We start from the raw sequence: 16,731 nt of genomic DNA on the forward strand, positions 1-16,731 counted from the left end.
AAATGGTCTGCGTACTTCGCAACTAGTACCTGTGCCAATAAACCGGAAGTAGCAATGCCCTTATCAATGATTTGGGCAGGGACTGGTGACTGCGTCAAGGTTTTACAAGAACTACAAGCCCATTTACCACGGATATGACGCTCTACCGTTACAACACCCGGCGTATAGTCTAACTTCTCGCTAATATCTTCACCAATCCGTTTTAGTTGGCAGCCACAACGACAGAGGGTTGAGTCAGGCTCATGTTGGAAGTCGACCCTAGGTAAGTTAGCAGGTAAAGGAGCACGCTTTGGTGTTTGACGCTGACGCTTAAAAACTTCAGGAGTTGCCAGCTCCTCCATTTCTGATTCCATGGCAGCGATATCCGTGTCGAGCGTTTCTTCTAGTAAGCTAGCCTGTTCAGGATCCAGTCGCTCACTTTGCTGCCCGAATTTCCAACGCTTCGTAATGGCCATCTCATGGGTGAGTTGATCAATCTTGGTTTGTCGATATAACAGCTCTTTTTTTTGCTGCTCAATTTCCACCTGACTGCGAGCGATGACTTGTTTGTGCTCTTGGTTCTCTGACATCAAACTCAATACCAGCTCACGCAATGCTTGCGGATTCATGTGTTCAAGAGTTTGTGAAGTAACCATAACCATAGTATTTCACATTCGTGATGAGGGGGTAATTATAGGTTTTACTAATTGATTTTTTTGGTAATTTAAGGAAAAATTTACCCTATTAAAACAACAAAAAAACATCATAAGACCGTGATGATACCTGCCTCTCCGAGGCGATGCCAAGGTAATCCCATTACCAATGCATCGAACTGTTCCCGACTGATTTGCATCTGTGTTGCAGTGTCTGTTCGAGGCCAAATAAAGTGACCTTCATGTAAGCGGCGAGCAGCTAACCAGATACCAAAACCGTCGTGTACCAGCACTTTCATTCGATTGGCGCGACGATTGGCAAATAGATAAGCGTGATTTGGATACGCCGCCCCAAACACCTTCACCACGCGTGCCAAGGCAGTATCGGTTCCTGCTCTCATATCCATCGGTTCGGTTGCAATCCATACAGCGTCAACTCGAATCATTTGGTAAGCTCCCGTAACCAAGCTAAGCAAGTCGTACTGGCCTGTATTGGCCACTTCACTTTGATGGTCGAGCTACCTTTGTGAACTTCGATCTCAATCGATTGGCCATCAGCTTTAGAAGAGGGATGGGGAAGACTCAGGGGTAAAAACCCTCGCGTATTACTCATCGGTACAGAGCCACTTGTACCTGTGAGACCGTTTCCTCGTTTAAGATAACTTGGGTCAGCATCATACATCCAGCGCCGCAATAAATTGGCATTCAACCCATAGCTAAGTGCAACAGATGCGATTGATATATGCGGTTGACGCGCTTGAGCGACGACTTCCGATTTAAACTCTTTACTGTATCGTTGTCTTATTCGTGTTCCGGTTGGACTAGTAAGATCCATAGTGTACACTTCTCCACTTATTTTTTAAGTGGAGACATGTTCACTTAATAATGAATTCAGAACAATATGTGTTCACCGGACGCATACATAGGATGTACGTAAACCTTAATACATCTCAAAGTGAATTAAGCTTAAATTTTGTAAATTTTTCAGAGGATTTGGTTCTGCGAGAGGTCATTCTAGGGATGAACTGCCAAACTTCAATGGTAAACATTCTAAAATTGATTAATTCAGATTCTAAAGTTAGAGTGTTAAAAGCTGGCATGGCAAAAAGATCATTTAAGATTATTGAAGATCGTAGCTTTAGGCACGCGACAAATCTTTGAATTAAATTATAGGTATTTATTGTCGCCTTACTCAGGATTATTTAGGCTGAGCCTTGTACTTGGTTACTGCCTAATGACTCTTCTCATTTGGGGCAGATTCATGTGTACAGTATTAGTTAGTCTTTTAATATAGTAATCACATACCTAGATCAATTTATCAGCTCTGTAAAACCCCTTTTGACATTGGTGAAAGTGCTTAGGGTTACCTAAAGCCTCTCTGAATTGCTTTTCAGTCATGGATCTTAGACTTCATTGCGATGTCTTTTAAAAATTATATTTTCTATTGTGTCATGATGGAAGTTAAATTTTCTTTCTCAGCATTTTTGAGTTTATTAAATTAAAGCTTTATCAAATAATTGTATTCAGTTCGTATACACTGATTTGTACATAAATTTCTATGTATATTAGTAAACTGATATAAGTTTAAATAACCAGGTGCTTACATGAGCGCAAAAAAACAACTGAGTAATCCCTTTTCTACGGGTGGTGGAGGAGTGCATTTTGAGACCCACATCCAAGCTTCATTTGTAACGTTGATGTTAACCGGAGGGCGAACGCCTTGTTTGCCACCCTGGCCAATTAGCAAGATTAATTTGCAGGGAAAAATTGATGGCTATGAGGTAGATGATTTGATAGTCACTGTTACAAATTTTACAACTGGTGAGGAAAGAAAGCTGTTAGCACAAATAAAGAACTCTATAGCAGTAACTGAGAAAAATGAAATTTTTGGCTCAGTCATATCTGCAGCATGGATAGATTTCAATAATTCAGCTATTTTTTCAAAGAATAGAGATTGCATTGCCTTAATTACAAACTTTATTACTGAAGTTGATCAGGTCAATTTTCAGTGGTTGTTACATCAAGCAAAATATACTGTAAGTTCTGATGAGTTTTACATTCATGTTGCCACTGCAAAATATAGTCCAAATAAAAGTGAAGAAAAATTAAACGTAATTGAGCATCATTTAAAAAAAGCTAATCAAAATGTTGCTTTATCGAAGGACGAGGTTTGGTTATTTTTAAAGCATTTTTATTACTTAGGTTATGACCTTGGTCATGAATATGGGGTGGCCATTTCTTTGCTTCATTCACATATTTCTCAGTTCAAGCATATGAATCCAAGCTCTGTTTGGGGACAAATTGTTACTTATGTTATGAGTTGCAATCAAAATGGGGGAACTATAACAGTCGATGTTTTGCCTGAGTACTTAAAGGATTTATTTATAAATCTACCTCAAACAATATCACCAGATAACATTGGATTGACTTACTCTTTGGGTTCAGCACAGCAAATAAATTTTACCCAACATCAATATGCTCCAGAAATCTTGAAATTATGTTTTTTGGGTGGATGGAATGAAAAAGATAAGAATGATCGACACCTTATTTCTGAATTTATTGGAAAAGAATATTTCGATTGGATTATTGAATTTAGAAAAATTCTTGAGTTCTCGAATTGTCCATTTACGCATAAAAACGGCATTTGGAAAATTAAAAACCAAAATGAACTTTTTCAGTTGTTTTCAAAGCAGATATTTGATGAAGATATTGAAATATTTAAAAGATTATTTTGCTCTATCTTTGAATTGGAGGAATTTGTATCTGATGAGCTATTTAATGGCGTCGTCAATTCTTTGGGTTACATTAAGTTTCATTCTTCTATTTTTAAAAATTGCACTGTAAATAAAATTGATAATCTTGTATTTCAATCAATTACTCATTTTTATGAATTAATTACAGCTAATTCATACCCCAAGTTTGTCAAATTTTTCCCTTTATTTGCGGAGCTTTCGCCTAATCAGTTTTTTTCATTTATAGAAAATAAATTCATTATTGATGTTACGGTAGAAAAATGAAACTTGAAAAACACAATACCCCTGGTTCGCAGTATTTTTTGTTCAATGAAATAGTTTCTAGTCTTGAAGTTCTTGGATGGGATGAGCGAAATTTTTTAAAAGCCTCAATATTGCTATCAAAATTAATCGAGATTAAGCAATTTAGTGATGTTGGAAATGAATTTAGGGCATTATCGGCAATGTTTTTACCTTGGTATCCTCAAACTTTGGCAAGTCAAGAAAAACGGCTTAAATCGATGAGGATTATCGTAAAAAAATCACCTGAAGTGGGGTGGATGTTGTTGATTTCTTTATTGCCGAATAGACAAAACTCAACCAGTAGTATCAAAAAGCCTAAATGGAATAATATTGACCTGATTGAGCGTATTCCTAGAATTAGTAATGAGGATTATCTCGTTCAAGTTAGGGCCTATTCTAATCTTTTACTTGATCTGGCTGGAAAAAATATAAGTAAAATTTCCGAGCTTTTTGATGTTTTGGATGGGCTATCTAGGTCAGTAATTGATAGGATTTCGTTGACCTTAAGAGAATTGTTAGATGATGGAATGAATGATGACGATCGTCAAATTTTATGGGAAAAATTAACATTATTTATTACAAAGCATCATAAATATTCTGGCGCTATTTGGGCCTTGGATAATTCATATCTAGAAAAAATTTCTGAAATTGCTGAATTAATTAAACCAAAAAGTATTTTTGTTTTTTATAGACACTACTTTAATGCACGTGATTTTGAGTTATTTAATGAAATTGATGACTGGGAGACGCAGCGGAAAGATTTGGATGAAATTCGTGTTGGTGCAATTTCTAAAATTTATAGTGATGGTGGAGTCGAAGCAGTTATTAGTTTTTCTAAGTCAGTAATTTATCCGTATGAAGTTGGATTCGCTTTTGGCTTTATTTCGACTTTTGAAGTCGATGAATACCTATTACCTCTGATATATGATGAATCAGATAAGAAATTAAGAAATTTTATCAAGGGATATGTTTGGAGACGACATTTAATATTAGGCTGGGATTGGGTGGACAGGTTAAATATTGGTAATTGGTCTGACCATTCAAAAGCATCTTTTTTGTCTGATTTACCTGCTCAAATTGAGGTTTGGAACCGAATACCCATTTTACTTACTGAGTTTGAGTCAATGTACTGGGCGAATCCAAATTTCGTTCCATCACAAGTTGATGAAAATTTGGAAGTTGCAATAAAAAAATTAATTCAATATGATGCAACCGGCTCTGCAATTGATTGTTTGATGAGGTTGTTATATGCTAAACAATCCCCAAATTTTGATTTATGTTTAAGTGCGCTAAAGAAATCTTTAGAGTTTCCTCGTAGAACTGGGGGACTCGATGTATACAATGTTGCAGAATTATTAAAGTATTTACAACAATCCAAATATGTTTCTATGGAAAGTTTATGTGAGATAGAGTGGGGATACTTAGATATTCTAGATGGTTATCATGGTGCAACCCCTATTGCACTCCACAATAAACTTTCAAATAGTCCTGAGTTTTTTCAAAAAAATATTTCTTTGATTTATAAGTCTTCTAATTCTGTCGCGGATAAGGTTGAATTTACCGAAGAAGAGCGTATGGAAGCTAATTTTGCTTGGACTCTTTTACATAGCTGGAAAACTCCCCCTGGGATGGGTCTTGATGGAAAATTTGAAGAGATGAAATTTTTAGATTGGTTCAATAAAACTTTCGAGCTAATTGAGAAATCTGGTCACTTAAATGTAGGCTTAAATAATATCGGTCAAGTGCTTGCCTATGCTCCAGCTGATTCTGATGGTTTGTGGCTAAATAAGAATGTTGCAGAAATACTAGACGATATCAGATTTGAAAAAGCGAAAAATGGGTATATAAATGGATTATTTAATAAGAGGGGTGTCTATTCGGTTGATCCATCAGGAAGCGAAGAGCTTTCACTTTCCCAAGATTATGAAAAAAAGGCAGATGATGTTGAAAATGCAGGTTTTATAAATTTGGCCTCAGCCCTAAGAGGACTTTCGGATTCTTATGTTCGGGAGGCTCGATCTGTAATTGATGAATATAAGAGCGATTAATTGGGGTTAATTCCTTGTTATTCCCTGTTTCATAATTCGCATTTTTATTTATTTCCAACTACTTAATGGCTCTAATAATATTTTTATTAGAGATTGGGCAAATTTCTGAAAAGATACCCTGTAAATTTCCCTGTAAGCAGGGTAGGATGCTGAGACAATATGGGCGGTGACTGCGTCCACCGCCAGTAGTCCTTATAGATAAAGCCCTTACGGGCTTTTTTTATTTCTATCTACCATAAAACATACCAAACATCTTTTCCGGTCCAACTTTTTCCATTTGAGGCAAAGCCAAGGTACTTACGTTGCTCATTCCAAGGATTTGGCAGTGGAGTTAGTCTTTGCCTCTTTAACCAGTAACTCCCAATCATCTGGTGGATGACCTTGCCTAAGCATTCTTGCAAACACCAGGTAAGCATCACTCTTACTCTCGTATGCTCGCTTCGTGTCTTCGTCATTAACCCAAGCATAAACAATGATCTTACTGGCCACATGATATCGAAAGAACAATCGATATTGCTGAAAGAACTTTGCCCTCAACCAGTGCTTGTGATGTTCGCCAAGGGTATTGCCTTGGCGGTAGATGGCTAGAGAAGGATCTTGTGGGATTATTTCATTGGTAAGTTTTAAAATCGCTGCCAATCTTTTGGATGCATTTTTATTTTGATATGAGGCAGGATTTTTCTGTTTCAGTATTTCTACTTCATCAACTAAGGCTTGAACTTGATCAAGAAATAAAGGATGGGCAAAGATAGTCCAACCTGAAATGGTAAGAGGTTTTAAATTTAAAGAAATGATTAAACCTCATCTTCAGGTAGTGGTGCATCTAGGTCAATCTGTATATTACCAACTAAGGTATGTAAGCGATTGACCCAGGCTCCATCTAATGCTTGAATGCGCTCGGGGTGTGTAGCAATATCATTCGATAAAAAACTTAAGAATTGGTCTAGAGCTGGATCATCAGGCTCTGTCTTTTGCACCCGACTGAGGAGTACATCTCCGTTATCCAAAATGGAGTAGTGCACCTTATCGCGCTTACCTAACTTTAAGGCCTGACGAACTGACTCGGGCACGGTGGTTTGGTAGCGGTCTGTAAGGGTGGATTCGGTTTCGAGTATTGCGATATTCATCATCGGACTCCCATTTATAAATGAAAATTTATCAACTTTATTTATGGTAATGCAATTGCATTACTGAGTCAATCATTGTTTTTTATTGAATTGGTTCTGGTATGGTCGGTTTTAGATTTGAGCAAAAAATATGAATATTCGATAGAGTATAAATTCCCTCTTTTTTCCTGTTCAAGAAAGTTGGGTTTTGAATCTCCTTAACTGATTACAGTATTTTTAGTTTGATTTAGTACAGAGCATCTGAATTGATAATCAAACACCCTGTAAATTTCTCTATGAGCAGGGGATGTTCCAGATCATGATGACCCTTACGATATCGGGCGCAAGTAAAGCGCAATCGATGACTTTGCTGATATAGGATGCTGAAACCTTTTCCTTAATTGCTAGAGCTTGGATGCCTGGTACTTTTTGATATTGAGTTACTGCCCTGTATCCAAGAGTCAGTCACTTGAGGAGTAAAAATGGATTCTTGACGTTAATAGGGAAATTAATTAGAATAGGTGTTACTCTTTGTTACTAAGTGACACCATGAAAACCTCTTCAGTTGAAAAGTCTCGTTCTAGTACAGTTACCATTAAATTGGACGACATAGATCGTAGCCGTATTGCTAACTTAGCATCTGCCAAAAAACGAACTCCTCATTACCTTATGAAGGAGGCTATCCTTGAATATATAAAAAACGAGGAAGCACGCCAAAACTTCATCAAAGTAGCCGAGTCTTCTTTTGAGCACTATAAAGAAACTGGGCTTCATATTACCCTGAGCGAGTTCAGCAACTGGGTTGACCAGATTCAAGACAATCCTAACGCACCTGTAACTGAATGCCACAAGTAAGACTTTCAGTTAGAGCTCGTTCTGATTTGTTACGGTTACATAAGTTTCTTGTACACAAAGATGTCAATGTAGCAAATCGTGCAATGATAACTATCCGTGACGCTTTTTTGCTCCTAAACAATGCGCCTATGATTGGCAGACCTGTCTTAGACCGCGAAGAGTTGCGTGAATTAGTCATCGACTTTGGCGCTGATGGCTACATGGCGCTTTACCGTTTTGAACCTGCATTAGATGTGTTAACAATTCTGGCCATAAAGCACCAACGGGAAGACGATTACAATTAGTCTGACCCCCATTAGCATAGTAATTTTATGCACACGGGTGGTCAATGAGGTAAAGAAACTATTTTGCGAGAGCTGAACTCTCTATTTATCCTTGTTCCAAAATAATAGTTTTCTAAATACTTTATTTCTACCCACCAATTTTTCGCCCTCAAATTTTGATTTGTAATTGCCTCAGCGATCTCGCGAACTATCTTATTCGACGACGGGTCATCAGCGGGACAGGCTAGGTGCGGCGAAGGAGTTGCCCTGATAGGTTTACGGTTACTGGAGTGCAGCAGAGTTGCCGGGGTTGGTACTCATGCGAGTGGCTGAGGATTCTTTTCTGCTTACATCCGGTCAATCTTGACAAGGCGCGCTGGCTGGTAAAAAATAATAGTTATTAACTGTTAGGAGTGAGTAATGCCCACTAGCGTTGCCATGAGCCCGCATTTCGAGTCCTTTATCCGTGATCAAATCGAAAGCGGTCGCTACAACAACACCAGTGAAGTCGTCCATGCAGGGCTGCGATTGCTCGAGGACATAGAGAGCCAACACGCCATCCAACTCCAAGCGCTGAGAAATGATATCGCTGCAGGCAAGGCTAGCGGCACAGCCCTTGCTGCGGAACCAGTGTTTGATCGATTACAAGCCAAATATGCTCTGCAGGTGACTCGCAAAGTTTACTAATACAGTTGCTGATTACGCCATTGGCGGCGGTCGATCTTGAGTAGATCAGCGACTACATTGCACAAGACAATCCAATTGTTGCGGTAACTTTTGTGGCTGAGTTGCGTTTTCATTGCGAAAAGATTTGTCTCAACCCTGCAGGCTATCGGTTGCGGCCCGAACTGTCTGATGACTTGCGCTCATGTGCGCATGGAAATTACGTGGTCTTTTTTGAGTACACAACAAAGAAGGTCACTATCGTTCGCATATTGCACGGCGCACGGGATATTTCTGTAGTCTTGAAGCCCAAGTAAAAAGTCATTAAGTTTTATAGCGATACAAGGGGGTGATGAGTTTCGCTGAGGCCCTTTTTAGGTAGCTTTTTGATGAGGTATGTACTGCCCGCAAAGAAGTCTTCGTTATTGTTGTAAATAAAAATTATCTTACATAAGCTCCGTGGTCTATGGGGTTCAATAAATCTAGCCTCTAAAAGTAAGATAAAAAAAAAGCGGATTATCTAAACTACTTTAATCCGCTACCTTTACTCATTTACATCCTGTTACTTTTTGGGAAGACTAAAAGTCCACATCATGCCACTTAAAGGAATTTTTTCTCGTAATTCGGTTGGTGTATTTGGTGCTCCACCTCCACGACCAGATAAAACGGTGACATATTGCCTACCTTTATGCTCGTAGGTAATCGCGGGTGCATTAATTCCAGAACCGGTTTGGAATTCCCAAAGCTTTTTGCCATTTTCAGCATCAAATGCAACGAATTCACCGGTTTGCTTACCTGAAAAAAGTATCCCACCATCAGTCACTAACATGCCACCCCATTGCATGTAATCCATCAATGGAATTTTCCATTTAGGTTTGGCCGTTAAAGGATCCAATGCCATATAAAAGCCATTAGGTTCATTAGGGTTTTGTGGTGGCACGCTGGTTTGAACACCTTGATACCGTTGACCAACTTTGTACTCGTCTAGCTTGGAGAATTTAAAGATACGCGGTTGATTGGCTGCATTTAAATAGACTAGTCCAGTTTTAGGGTTAAATGCCATAGGTACCCAATTTTTACCACCTCTAGGACCAGGCCAAAACTCTACTTCCTCACCGGCCTTAATGCGATCTAATAAATCTGTTGGTACAGGTCGACCTGTTTTCAAATCAATTCCTTTTGCCCAGTTTTGCTTGGCAAATTCATTGGCAGCTAACAACTCCCCGGTCACCCGATCAAGTACATATAGAAATGCATTTTTATCAGCATGGATCAACACTTTTCTTAACTTACCATTGACTTTAATGTCCGCAAGAATATTCTCATTGACGGCATCGAAATCAAAAGGATCCCCAGGCGTGAATTGATAGTGCCAAGCAATTTCACCAGTCTTTGGACGAACCGCTATGACTGAAGCAATATATAAGTTATCACCAGGGCGATCAATCGGATTCCAAGCCCCGCCATTTCCTGTTCCCCAGTACGTTAAATCTGTTTCAGGATCATAAGAACCTGTGATCCATGGAGTTGCTCCACCACGCTTATAGGCATCGCTACCCTGAGGCCAAGTTTCAGAACCTGCTTCGCCAGGGGCTGGAGTCGTATATTTGCGCCATAAATGTTGACCTGTCTGAGGATCCCAGCCATCTAAAAATCCTCTTACACCAAATTCAGCACCAGAGGTCCCCGAGATCAAAACACCATTGGCTATTAGCGGAGCTGCAATTCCCGAAAAACCGTCTTGCCATTCAGCAAATTTTTTCTTCCATAGTACTTTCCCAGTTTTTAAATCCAAGGCTTTAATGTGAGCATCAATGGTCATTCTAAAAACTTTGCCATCATAAATCGCAGCACCTTTATTTGAAACACCACAGCAGACAACCCTTAAAGCAGCAGGATCAAAATCTTCCTGAGTTCTCCATAGTTGTCGACCGGTTTCAACGTCCACCGCCATTGTCCACTTCGCATTTGTCACATACAAAACACCGTCATAAACCAGCGGCTGAGATTGCTCCCCGGACAAATTTTCCATACTATAAGCCCAAGTTGGACTTAAATTTTTTATATTTTTTCGATCAATTTGTTTTAAATCACTATACCGTTGCTGAGAATATCCCATCCCATAGGTCGTAACTTGATTTTTTTTAGGACTAAGTAACTCTTCCTTCGTTTGTGCTTGCAGGCTTTGCAAAAAAATGAAGGAAAAACATAGAGGAATTGTTGCAAGGCAGCTAACTAAAAAGTTAGCTGTTTTTTTTAATGGAATCATTTGGTCTCCTACTTATTTATAATTTGGTCTGTACAGCATAAAGAGCGGACGCAAGCATTGATTAAACTAGTTTTTTGCAAACTTTTTTAATAGAGGCAATACCAATGTCCTCTTTAGATTCTATCCTAGGTCTGCCTGATATTTCCATCTAATAGGTAAAACGCCGTCAAATCGTTGAGGTTTGGTGTACCCTACAGTCAGACTAGTCTGTCTTTTTAGTTAAATTGACTCCTTTCGAATTAATGATCTCTCCTAATTTTTAACACCCCTCCCAAAGAGAGAAATATTTAATTCCTCAGAAATATTTTGTAACCTTGAAGTAAGAAGTAGGTTACGAGTCATTGCTGTTGAGTTGCAATGCAGTTAAAGCATCGCTTCAATTCAGTGAATAACTGCCCAACTCAATAGGTCAACTCTAGTAAGATGTAATCTGAAGTGGAATTTTTTTAAACAAATATTCAGGACAATACCACTGGAATTTTTTGTTGCCTACGTTGAACTGCTTTGACAGTAGTGCTTCAAATGATCAGAGCTAATCATCTGGTTTTTTCCACGCGTTTTCTCCTTGAAGTTATTTCATTGAAAGATTTTTTAATGCCGTCCAAACTGACTAAATATGTCTGCGTATTTCTTTGCACTTTAATGGTGCCTTGGGCTCAGGCACAAGACGCCGGCGCATATCCCAATCGCCCGATTAAACTCATCGTGACGGTACCACCTGGGGGAGCTGCCGACTTCATCGCTAGGCTTCTGGCGTCAAAACTTTCAACTTCAATGGGCCAACCTGTGATCGTCGAGAACAAGGCGGGGGCCAGCGGTGTTGTTGCTAGTGACTTCGTAGCAAAGTCAGCGCCCGATGGTTATACCTTATTACAAAACTCGATCACTACCCATGGCATTGGCCCTCATTTAATGACGAAGTTGCCATATGATCCGATTACATCGTTTACACCCATCACGATGTTGGCAAGCTTACCTCTAATCATGACGATTAACGCTGATGTAAAAGCACAAACCTTACCTGAGTTTGTGACGCTTGCGAAGCAGTCGCCAAATAAGTTAGCCTTTGCTTCGTCTGGCAACGGTGGTGCACCGCATATGGCCGGTGAGTTATTTATCGCAGCAACATCAACCGCTTTGATCCACGCCCCTTACCGTGGTAGTGGCCCTGCTGTAGCTGATCTTGTCGGTGGGCAGGTACAAGTGATGTTTGATGGCGCACCTTCGCTAATACCGTACATTACGACCGGAAAGCTCAGAGCCCTAGCTGCTGCGAGTCCACGCCGAAATCCACTATTACCCAATACGCCAACTTTTGCTGAGTTAGGCTATCCTTCGGTGAATGTTGCACTATGGTATGGTTTGATGGCCCCAGCTGGAACACCGCCCGACATCATTGCTCGCTTAAACCGTGAAGTGAACCAAGCACTGAAGTCCAGCGATGTTCTCGAACGCTTTGCATCTCAGGGAACAGAAGCTTTGGGTGGCACACCTGAACAAGCGGCAAGTTATGTGCGGCATGAATTTGATCGCTGGAGTCCAGTGGTCAAAAAAGCTGGCATTGTTCCAAACTAAGGATGGGTATAAGCATCCTGTCTCCTACGCATGCACTTGCCCAGTGGGTGGTAGATTCGCAATGGGCCGATGTTGACGTTAGCACAAAAACCTCGGCTGCTGCCTCTTGGATGAATTGGCTAGGTTGCGCCCTTGGTGGCGCAAACAGTCCTGAATCAGATCGACTCATTCGAGCGCTAGCGCCTTTCGGTCACGGTGATTCACAACTGGTTGGCCGTGCTGAAAAGTTTGACCCTGCCAATGCTGCATTGATTCATGCATTTACTTCCAACATTCTCGACTTCGATGACACCCATTGGCCGACAGGTATTCATCCTGCTGGAACCGTGGCATCGGCTTTGGTCGCTTGGTCTAGTCAGACGATTGTGAGCGGCGAAGATTTCTTGCACGCTTTTTTGTTGGGGATGGAAGTTGAGTGTCGTATAGGTCTTGCCGTTTCGCCAGGTCACTACGAGCGGGGCTGGCACATTACGGCCACTTGCGGCGTCTTTGGGGCAGCGATTGCTGTAGGCCGTCTCATGCAACTCTCGTCACAACAAATGGCTTGGGCTATAGGTCACGCAGCCACCCAGTCAGGCGGCTTGGTAGCTAGTTTAGGGAGCATGGCCAAGAGTTTAAATATCGCTCATGCGGCGCGTAATGGCTTAATGGCCGCGCAGCTCGCAAGACATTCCATCACGGCCAATGACCGAGTGCTGGAAGCTCGTTTCGGATTTAATGAGGTAATGGGCTCACGACCATTCGATCAAGGTCTTTGCGAAGGGCTAGGTCAAAACTGGATTGCGGCAGACAATACTTTCAAGCCCTACCCATGTGGCTTTTTATTGCATCCAACACTGGAAGCTTGCCTTACTAGTGCCGGTGCCCAAATCTATGCTGTAGAGGATATTGAACGTATCACGGTGAGGGTTCATCCGCTATCACAGATGCGTGCGGATCGAATCCATCCGGTTGATGGACTGGAAGCCAAGCTCAGCCTTCAGCATGCAGTTGCTGTTGCCCTGTTAAAGGGTGAAGCTGGTGTGCGCGTCTTCACTGACGATGCTGCGAATGATCTAGTAGTGAAAGCTTGCCGTGAAAAAATCAAAATTACCGGAGATGAACAACTGAGTACAGATCAGGCAAAGGTAGTCATTCATTTGAATAATGGTCAGGTAATCACTCGTGTGATGAATGGAGCACAGTCACCTATGAGCTCAAAGGCATTAGAAAACAAATTTAGGGAACTCGTTGCGTTTGGGGCACCGCATTGCAATGCAGATGATCTGCTTGAGAAGCTAAGTAAGTTTATACAAATGGCAAATATTGCTGATTTGATTACGATGACAGTACCATCATCTTGATTTCATTCTGTTTCAATCTCCTAACGCACTATTTCGTATAAAAAAGTACGAATATGTTTGAAAATGAAGAGATTTATTAATCTATGCATGAAAAAGTGTTTAAATGTGTTATTTTGTAAGAAAAAGTGTGTTTTTGTAAGAAAAAGTGTGCGATGATATCTTTTCGTAAGAAAAAGTGGGGCTACGGAAAATATGAGTGATGTCGGTTATTCAAAATTAAAAAATCAGCTTAATTTAAGCGCCTTTGAGCCACAACGACCTTCACGCCTTGCTTCGGTAACGAGTGTAACGCCTACATTGAGCGCACTATTGATACCAGCAAAGGTAGCGCCGAAACAGGATAGCCCATTGAGTCATCTTTTATTTGCGCTGAAGTATGAAGGAATTAATCTTCAATTATTATCGCAGGCTCTAAGAAAAATCTCGGCTCAAGAAATATTAGCCGTAATTCGCGAATCACCAACTGGTGTTTATATTCGTACAGCTTGTTTTTTGTGGGAAGCCTTTAATCAGAAAGAATTAGAGGGTGTCCCAGTAATTAAAGGGGCAATGGTTAATTTATTTGATCCTGAAAAATACATTACTGGCCCAAGCATACGCAATGCTAAATGGCGAATTAATTTCAATGGCCTAGGTTCTTTGGATTACTGCGTAATCGTTGAGCGAACCGAAATCATCAATCGTTTGCTTGAATTGAATATTTTGCAAAAGGCAAATGATTTTCTGTCGAAACTTGGTTCAACTACATCAGATCGGACAATGTCTTGGGCTTATTTAAGTGAGACCAAAAGTTCATTTGAGATTGAACGTGAAACCCCAAGTTCAACAAAAGCAGAAGCATTTGTAGAGCTGCTTAAAAAAGCTCATCTCACCACCCATTTGGATGAGGAGTTCTTAGTTGGATTGCAAAACACCGTAATTACTAATCCACTAGATAGAGCAGTATTTTACCGACATGAACAAAACTGGTTAAGTAGTCCACTTCGAGGTGCTGCTGGAGTAACGTATATTCCGCCTCCACCCGAAATCGTAAGTCAATTAATGAAGGGTTTACTAGATTTTGCAAATGTTACAACAAAGCAAATAGATCCTTTAGTGGCGGCAGCAATTGTCTCATTCGGGTTTGTTTTCATTCATCCCTTTATGGACGGTAATGGTCGTTTATCACGCTTTTTATTTCATCATGCTTTGTGTCAATCAAACTCTTTAAAGAATGGCTTATTATTGCCGGTATCCATCGCGATGAAGCGGAACGAAGATTTATACCTAGCAGCTCTCAAAAGTTTTTCTGAACCTGCTCGTAAGCGTTGGGAGGTCATTTGGATTGATGGTGATGACTATCAAATGACATTTAAATCAGATGATTCCTTGTACCGCTATTGGAATGCCACCACATGCGTTGAATTTAGTCTGGAAATGGCCAAGCAAGCATTAGAAAAAGACCTAAAAGAAGAGACCGAGTTTTTGGCAAAGTACGATCTCATCTATCGCGCTATTGATCATCAGTACGATATCCGAGGTAAAGATCTTAATACGTTAATATTGGTTTGTATGGAACAAAACGGAAAAATTTCGGTGAATCGTCGCAAGAAATTCGCCAACACAGTACCTGAAGAAATATTCGATGCGATTGAGGCTGAATTTTTGAAGGTAGTAGGCTCATTTTAAAAATCTCACGAGGGAAGATTCTTATTCTTTTGTACGCTTATCTTTCACTACTAGATTCAATATTTCTGAATTCTTGAATTAATCTTAAATTCACTTCATATCATCCTCTTAGCACTAATGAAGGTGGGAAATGAGCGTTGCTATGTGTACTTTAAAGAACAATATCTTTGTACAAATCCACATAAGAACGAACCATTTTTTCAGCCGTGAAATGGTTTGTGTAGCGCATTAGTGCATTTGCTCCCATCGCTGCGGACTCTTCTGGGTGCTCCCAAAGGTAACGCATCGCCTGTCGCAAAGCGACTGCATCGCTGGGGGGAATGACCAAACCCGTATCATTAGCAATGTTGATGTATGTGGTGCCTGTGCCAATTTCACTAGAAATCATCGGCTTGCCATACATGGCACCTTCTAGTAGTGCAATTCCGAAAGCCTCAGATCGTAAGTGGGACGGAAAGAGAACGCCAAAACAAAGTGTTAAAAGCGCAACTTTGTCCTCGTCAGGTAAGTACCCTAGAAAATGAATGTGTTTTAAACCCAATGCGTTAGCTTGGTTCTTTAACTCGATCTCAGTCGGGCCAGCACCGACAATGACAATCGGGTAATCCAGTCCTTGGGCTGCTTCCAACAAAATGTGGAGTCCCTTGTAATATCGCAGCACCCCCACAAACAGAAAAAATTTCTCACCCACTTGATCCCGCCAATAGTTTAGTTTTTCGTGCGTCGGTTTTGGGTAGGTACTTTTATCTAAGCCAATTGGTATGACACTTAGCTTATGTACATATTCGTCCAATACTTGACTGGATTGAACATAGTTGGCAGATGTGGCGACGATTTTGTCAACACTAGCCAGGAACTTTTGTTGTAAGGGCCTATAGAGTTTTAATAGGCGGTTTTGTCGGATGATGTCTGAGTGGTAGGTTACGAGAGTTGGTCTCTTTACTCTAGTGGCAAAGTGCACCAGATCCATGAATGGCCAAGGATAGTGGTAGTGGATGACATCCGCTTGCTTTGCCAGTTGGGCAAAGCGGGCAAATGCAGAGTAAGAAAATCCGGTGGAGGCGATTTCAAAGTTGAGTTTGACGCGGTGCACTTGGTAACCGTCGATGGCTATGGTGGCTAGGCATGGATTAGAGGTCAGCGATAACACATCGGTTTGCACACCTAACAGTTGGGAGCCACGAGCAATCTGATTGATTACCTGTTCAATGCCACCCATGGAGTCCGGGAAAGAGGTTTTGAAAAAATGGAGTACGCGCATAATGATGTTTTCC

The 16,731-nt window shown here is 40.6% G+C and carries 16 protein-coding genes; 9 read left to right on the forward strand and 7 right to left on the reverse strand.

Annotated features, from left to right (window positions below; genetic code table 11):
- The 3 genes from B8983_RS08850 to B8983_RS08860 form a co-directional block, all read right to left on the reverse strand.
- On the reverse strand, positions 1-635 hold a 635-nt coding region (locus B8983_RS08850; protein WP_200806884.1), incomplete at its 3' end, for an IS66 family transposase.
- A 107-nt stretch (positions 636-742) separates the two neighbouring features.
- Positions 743-1,078, reverse strand: coding sequence for an IS66 family insertion sequence element accessory protein TnpB (gene tnpB / locus B8983_RS08855; protein ID WP_084283796.1), 336 nt, complete (start codon positions 1,076-1,078; stop codon positions 743-745).
- Positions 1,075-1,467, reverse strand: a complete 393-nt coding sequence (locus B8983_RS08860; RefSeq protein ID WP_084283797.1) for a transposase — start codon at positions 1,465-1,467, stop codon at positions 1,075-1,077. Before B8983_RS08860 ends, tnpB begins: the two co-directional genes overlap by 4 nt.
- A 769-nt stretch (positions 1,468-2,236) precedes the next feature.
- Between B8983_RS08860 and B8983_RS08870 the strand changes: the two genes are divergently transcribed.
- Together B8983_RS08870 and B8983_RS08875 are read left to right on the forward strand one after the other, a co-directional pair.
- Complete coding sequence (locus tag B8983_RS08870; RefSeq protein ID WP_084283799.1) at positions 2,237-3,649, forward strand: hypothetical protein; 1,413 nt, start codon at positions 2,237-2,239, stop codon at positions 3,647-3,649.
- Positions 3,646-5,715: a hypothetical protein gene (locus B8983_RS08875; RefSeq protein ID WP_084283800.1), complete on the forward strand. Its 2,070-nt coding sequence runs from the start codon at positions 3,646-3,648 to the stop codon at positions 5,713-5,715. The genes B8983_RS08870 and B8983_RS08875 overlap by 4 nt, the downstream gene beginning before the upstream one ends.
- A gap of 306 nt (positions 5,716-6,021) precedes the next feature.
- Here the strand turns inward: B8983_RS08875 and B8983_RS08880 are convergent, their stop codons facing one another.
- Both B8983_RS08880 and B8983_RS08885 read right to left on the reverse strand, forming a co-directional pair.
- The gene (locus B8983_RS08880; RefSeq protein WP_200806886.1) at positions 6,022-6,510 is read right to left on the reverse strand and encodes a type II toxin-antitoxin system YhaV family toxin; all 489 of its coding nucleotides are present in this window, start codon (positions 6,508-6,510) and stop codon (positions 6,022-6,024) included.
- Complete coding sequence (locus B8983_RS08885) at positions 6,510-6,845, reverse strand: type II toxin-antitoxin system PrlF family antitoxin (protein ID WP_439650356.1); 336 nt, start codon at positions 6,843-6,845, stop codon at positions 6,510-6,512. Before B8983_RS08885 ends, B8983_RS08880 begins: the two co-directional genes overlap by 1 nt.
- Before the next feature lie 525 nt (positions 6,846-7,370).
- Between B8983_RS08885 and B8983_RS08890 the strand changes: the two genes are divergently transcribed.
- The 4 genes from B8983_RS08890 to B8983_RS08905 all read left to right on the forward strand — a co-directional run bounded on the left by B8983_RS08890 (position 7,371) and on the right by B8983_RS08905 (position 8,919).
- Positions 7,371-7,676: a CopG family ribbon-helix-helix protein gene (locus B8983_RS08890; protein WP_084283802.1), complete on the forward strand. Its 306-nt coding sequence runs from the start codon at positions 7,371-7,373 to the stop codon at positions 7,674-7,676.
- Complete coding sequence (locus B8983_RS08895) at positions 7,664-7,960, forward strand: type II toxin-antitoxin system RelE/ParE family toxin (protein WP_084283803.1); 297 nt, start codon at positions 7,664-7,666, stop codon at positions 7,958-7,960. The genes B8983_RS08890 and B8983_RS08895 overlap by 13 nt, the downstream gene beginning before the upstream one ends.
- A gap of 399 nt (positions 7,961-8,359) precedes the next feature.
- A complete protein-coding gene (locus B8983_RS08900; RefSeq protein WP_084283804.1) occupies positions 8,360-8,626 on the forward strand; it encodes a type II toxin-antitoxin system ParD family antitoxin in 267 nt (88 codons plus the stop codon).
- Positions 8,627-8,682: 56 nt separating this feature from the next.
- On the forward strand, positions 8,683-8,919 hold the full coding sequence (locus B8983_RS08905) for a type II toxin-antitoxin system RelE/ParE family toxin (protein ID WP_255372805.1): 237 nt from the start codon (positions 8,683-8,685) through the stop codon (positions 8,917-8,919).
- Positions 8,920-9,164: 245 nt separating this feature from the next.
- Here B8983_RS08905 and B8983_RS08910 read toward each other — a convergent pair whose 3' ends face one another.
- Positions 9,165-10,871, reverse strand: a complete 1,707-nt coding sequence (locus tag B8983_RS08910; protein ID WP_084283805.1) for a PQQ-dependent dehydrogenase, methanol/ethanol family — start codon at positions 10,869-10,871, stop codon at positions 9,165-9,167.
- A 594-nt stretch (positions 10,872-11,465) separates the two neighbouring features.
- On the opposite strand from B8983_RS08910, the gene B8983_RS08915 reads away from it, so the two are divergent.
- The 3 genes from B8983_RS08915 (at position 11,466) to B8983_RS08925 (ending at position 15,457) form a co-directional block, all read left to right on the forward strand.
- Positions 11,466-12,446 (forward strand): Bug family tripartite tricarboxylate transporter substrate binding protein, encoded by a 981-nt coding sequence (locus B8983_RS08915; protein WP_159460870.1) that lies wholly within the window; start codon positions 11,466-11,468, stop codon positions 12,444-12,446.
- A gap of 2 nt (positions 12,447-12,448) precedes the next feature.
- Positions 12,449-13,789 (forward strand): MmgE/PrpD family protein, encoded by a 1,341-nt coding sequence (locus B8983_RS08920; RefSeq protein WP_084283807.1) that lies wholly within the window; start codon positions 12,449-12,451, stop codon positions 13,787-13,789.
- Between the two features lie 192 nt (positions 13,790-13,981).
- A complete protein-coding gene (locus B8983_RS08925) occupies positions 13,982-15,457 on the forward strand; it encodes a Fic family protein (RefSeq protein WP_084283808.1) in 1,476 nt (491 codons plus the stop codon).
- 151 nt (positions 15,458-15,608) lie between these two features.
- Here B8983_RS08925 and B8983_RS08930 read toward each other — a convergent pair whose 3' ends face one another.
- Complete coding sequence (locus B8983_RS08930) at positions 15,609-16,718, reverse strand: glycosyltransferase family 4 protein (protein ID WP_084283809.1); 1,110 nt, start codon at positions 16,716-16,718, stop codon at positions 15,609-15,611.
- Positions 16,719-16,731: the final 13 nt, after the last annotated feature.

The organism is Polynucleobacter kasalickyi, from assembly GCF_900176405.1.
GTDB lineage: Bacteria > Pseudomonadota > Gammaproteobacteria > Burkholderiales > Burkholderiaceae > Polynucleobacter > Polynucleobacter kasalickyi.

What these genes read in the sequence shown, in the direction of transcription:
- B8983_RS08925 (WP_084283808.1), top strand. Translation starts at nt 13,982, where the DNA reads ATGAGTGATGTCGGTTATTCAAAATTAAAAAATCAGCTTAATTTAAGC.
- B8983_RS08900 (WP_084283804.1), top strand. Translation starts at nt 8,360, where the DNA reads ATGCCCACTAGCGTTGCCATGAGCCCGCATTTCGAGTCCTTTATCCGT.
- B8983_RS08915 (WP_159460870.1), top strand. Translation starts at nt 11,466, where the DNA reads ATGCCGTCCAAACTGACTAAATATGTCTGCGTATTTCTTTGCACTTTA.
- tnpB (WP_084283796.1), bottom strand. Translation starts at nt 1,078, where the DNA reads ATGATTCGAGTTGACGCTGTATGGATTGCAACCGAACCGATGGATATG.
- B8983_RS08875 (WP_084283800.1), top strand. Translation starts at nt 3,646, where the DNA reads ATGAAACTTGAAAAACACAATACCCCTGGTTCGCAGTATTTTTTGTTC.
- B8983_RS08910 (WP_084283805.1), bottom strand. Translation starts at nt 10,871, where the DNA reads ATGATTCCATTAAAAAAAACAGCTAACTTTTTAGTTAGCTGCCTTGCA.
- B8983_RS08895 (WP_084283803.1), top strand. Translation starts at nt 7,664, where the DNA reads ATGCCACAAGTAAGACTTTCAGTTAGAGCTCGTTCTGATTTGTTACGG.
- B8983_RS08930 (WP_084283809.1), bottom strand. Translation starts at nt 16,718, where the DNA reads ATGCGCGTACTCCATTTTTTCAAAACCTCTTTCCCGGACTCCATGGGT.
- B8983_RS08860 (WP_084283797.1), bottom strand. Translation starts at nt 1,467, where the DNA reads ATGGATCTTACTAGTCCAACCGGAACACGAATAAGACAACGATACAGT.
- B8983_RS08870 (WP_084283799.1), top strand. Translation starts at nt 2,237, where the DNA reads ATGAGCGCAAAAAAACAACTGAGTAATCCCTTTTCTACGGGTGGTGGA.
- B8983_RS08890 (WP_084283802.1), top strand. Translation starts at nt 7,371, where the DNA reads ATGAAAACCTCTTCAGTTGAAAAGTCTCGTTCTAGTACAGTTACCATT.
- B8983_RS08920 (WP_084283807.1), top strand. Translation starts at nt 12,449, where the DNA reads ATGGGTATAAGCATCCTGTCTCCTACGCATGCACTTGCCCAGTGGGTG.
- B8983_RS08885 (WP_439650356.1), bottom strand. Translation starts at nt 6,845, where the DNA reads ATGATGAATATCGCAATACTCGAAACCGAATCCACCCTTACAGACCGC.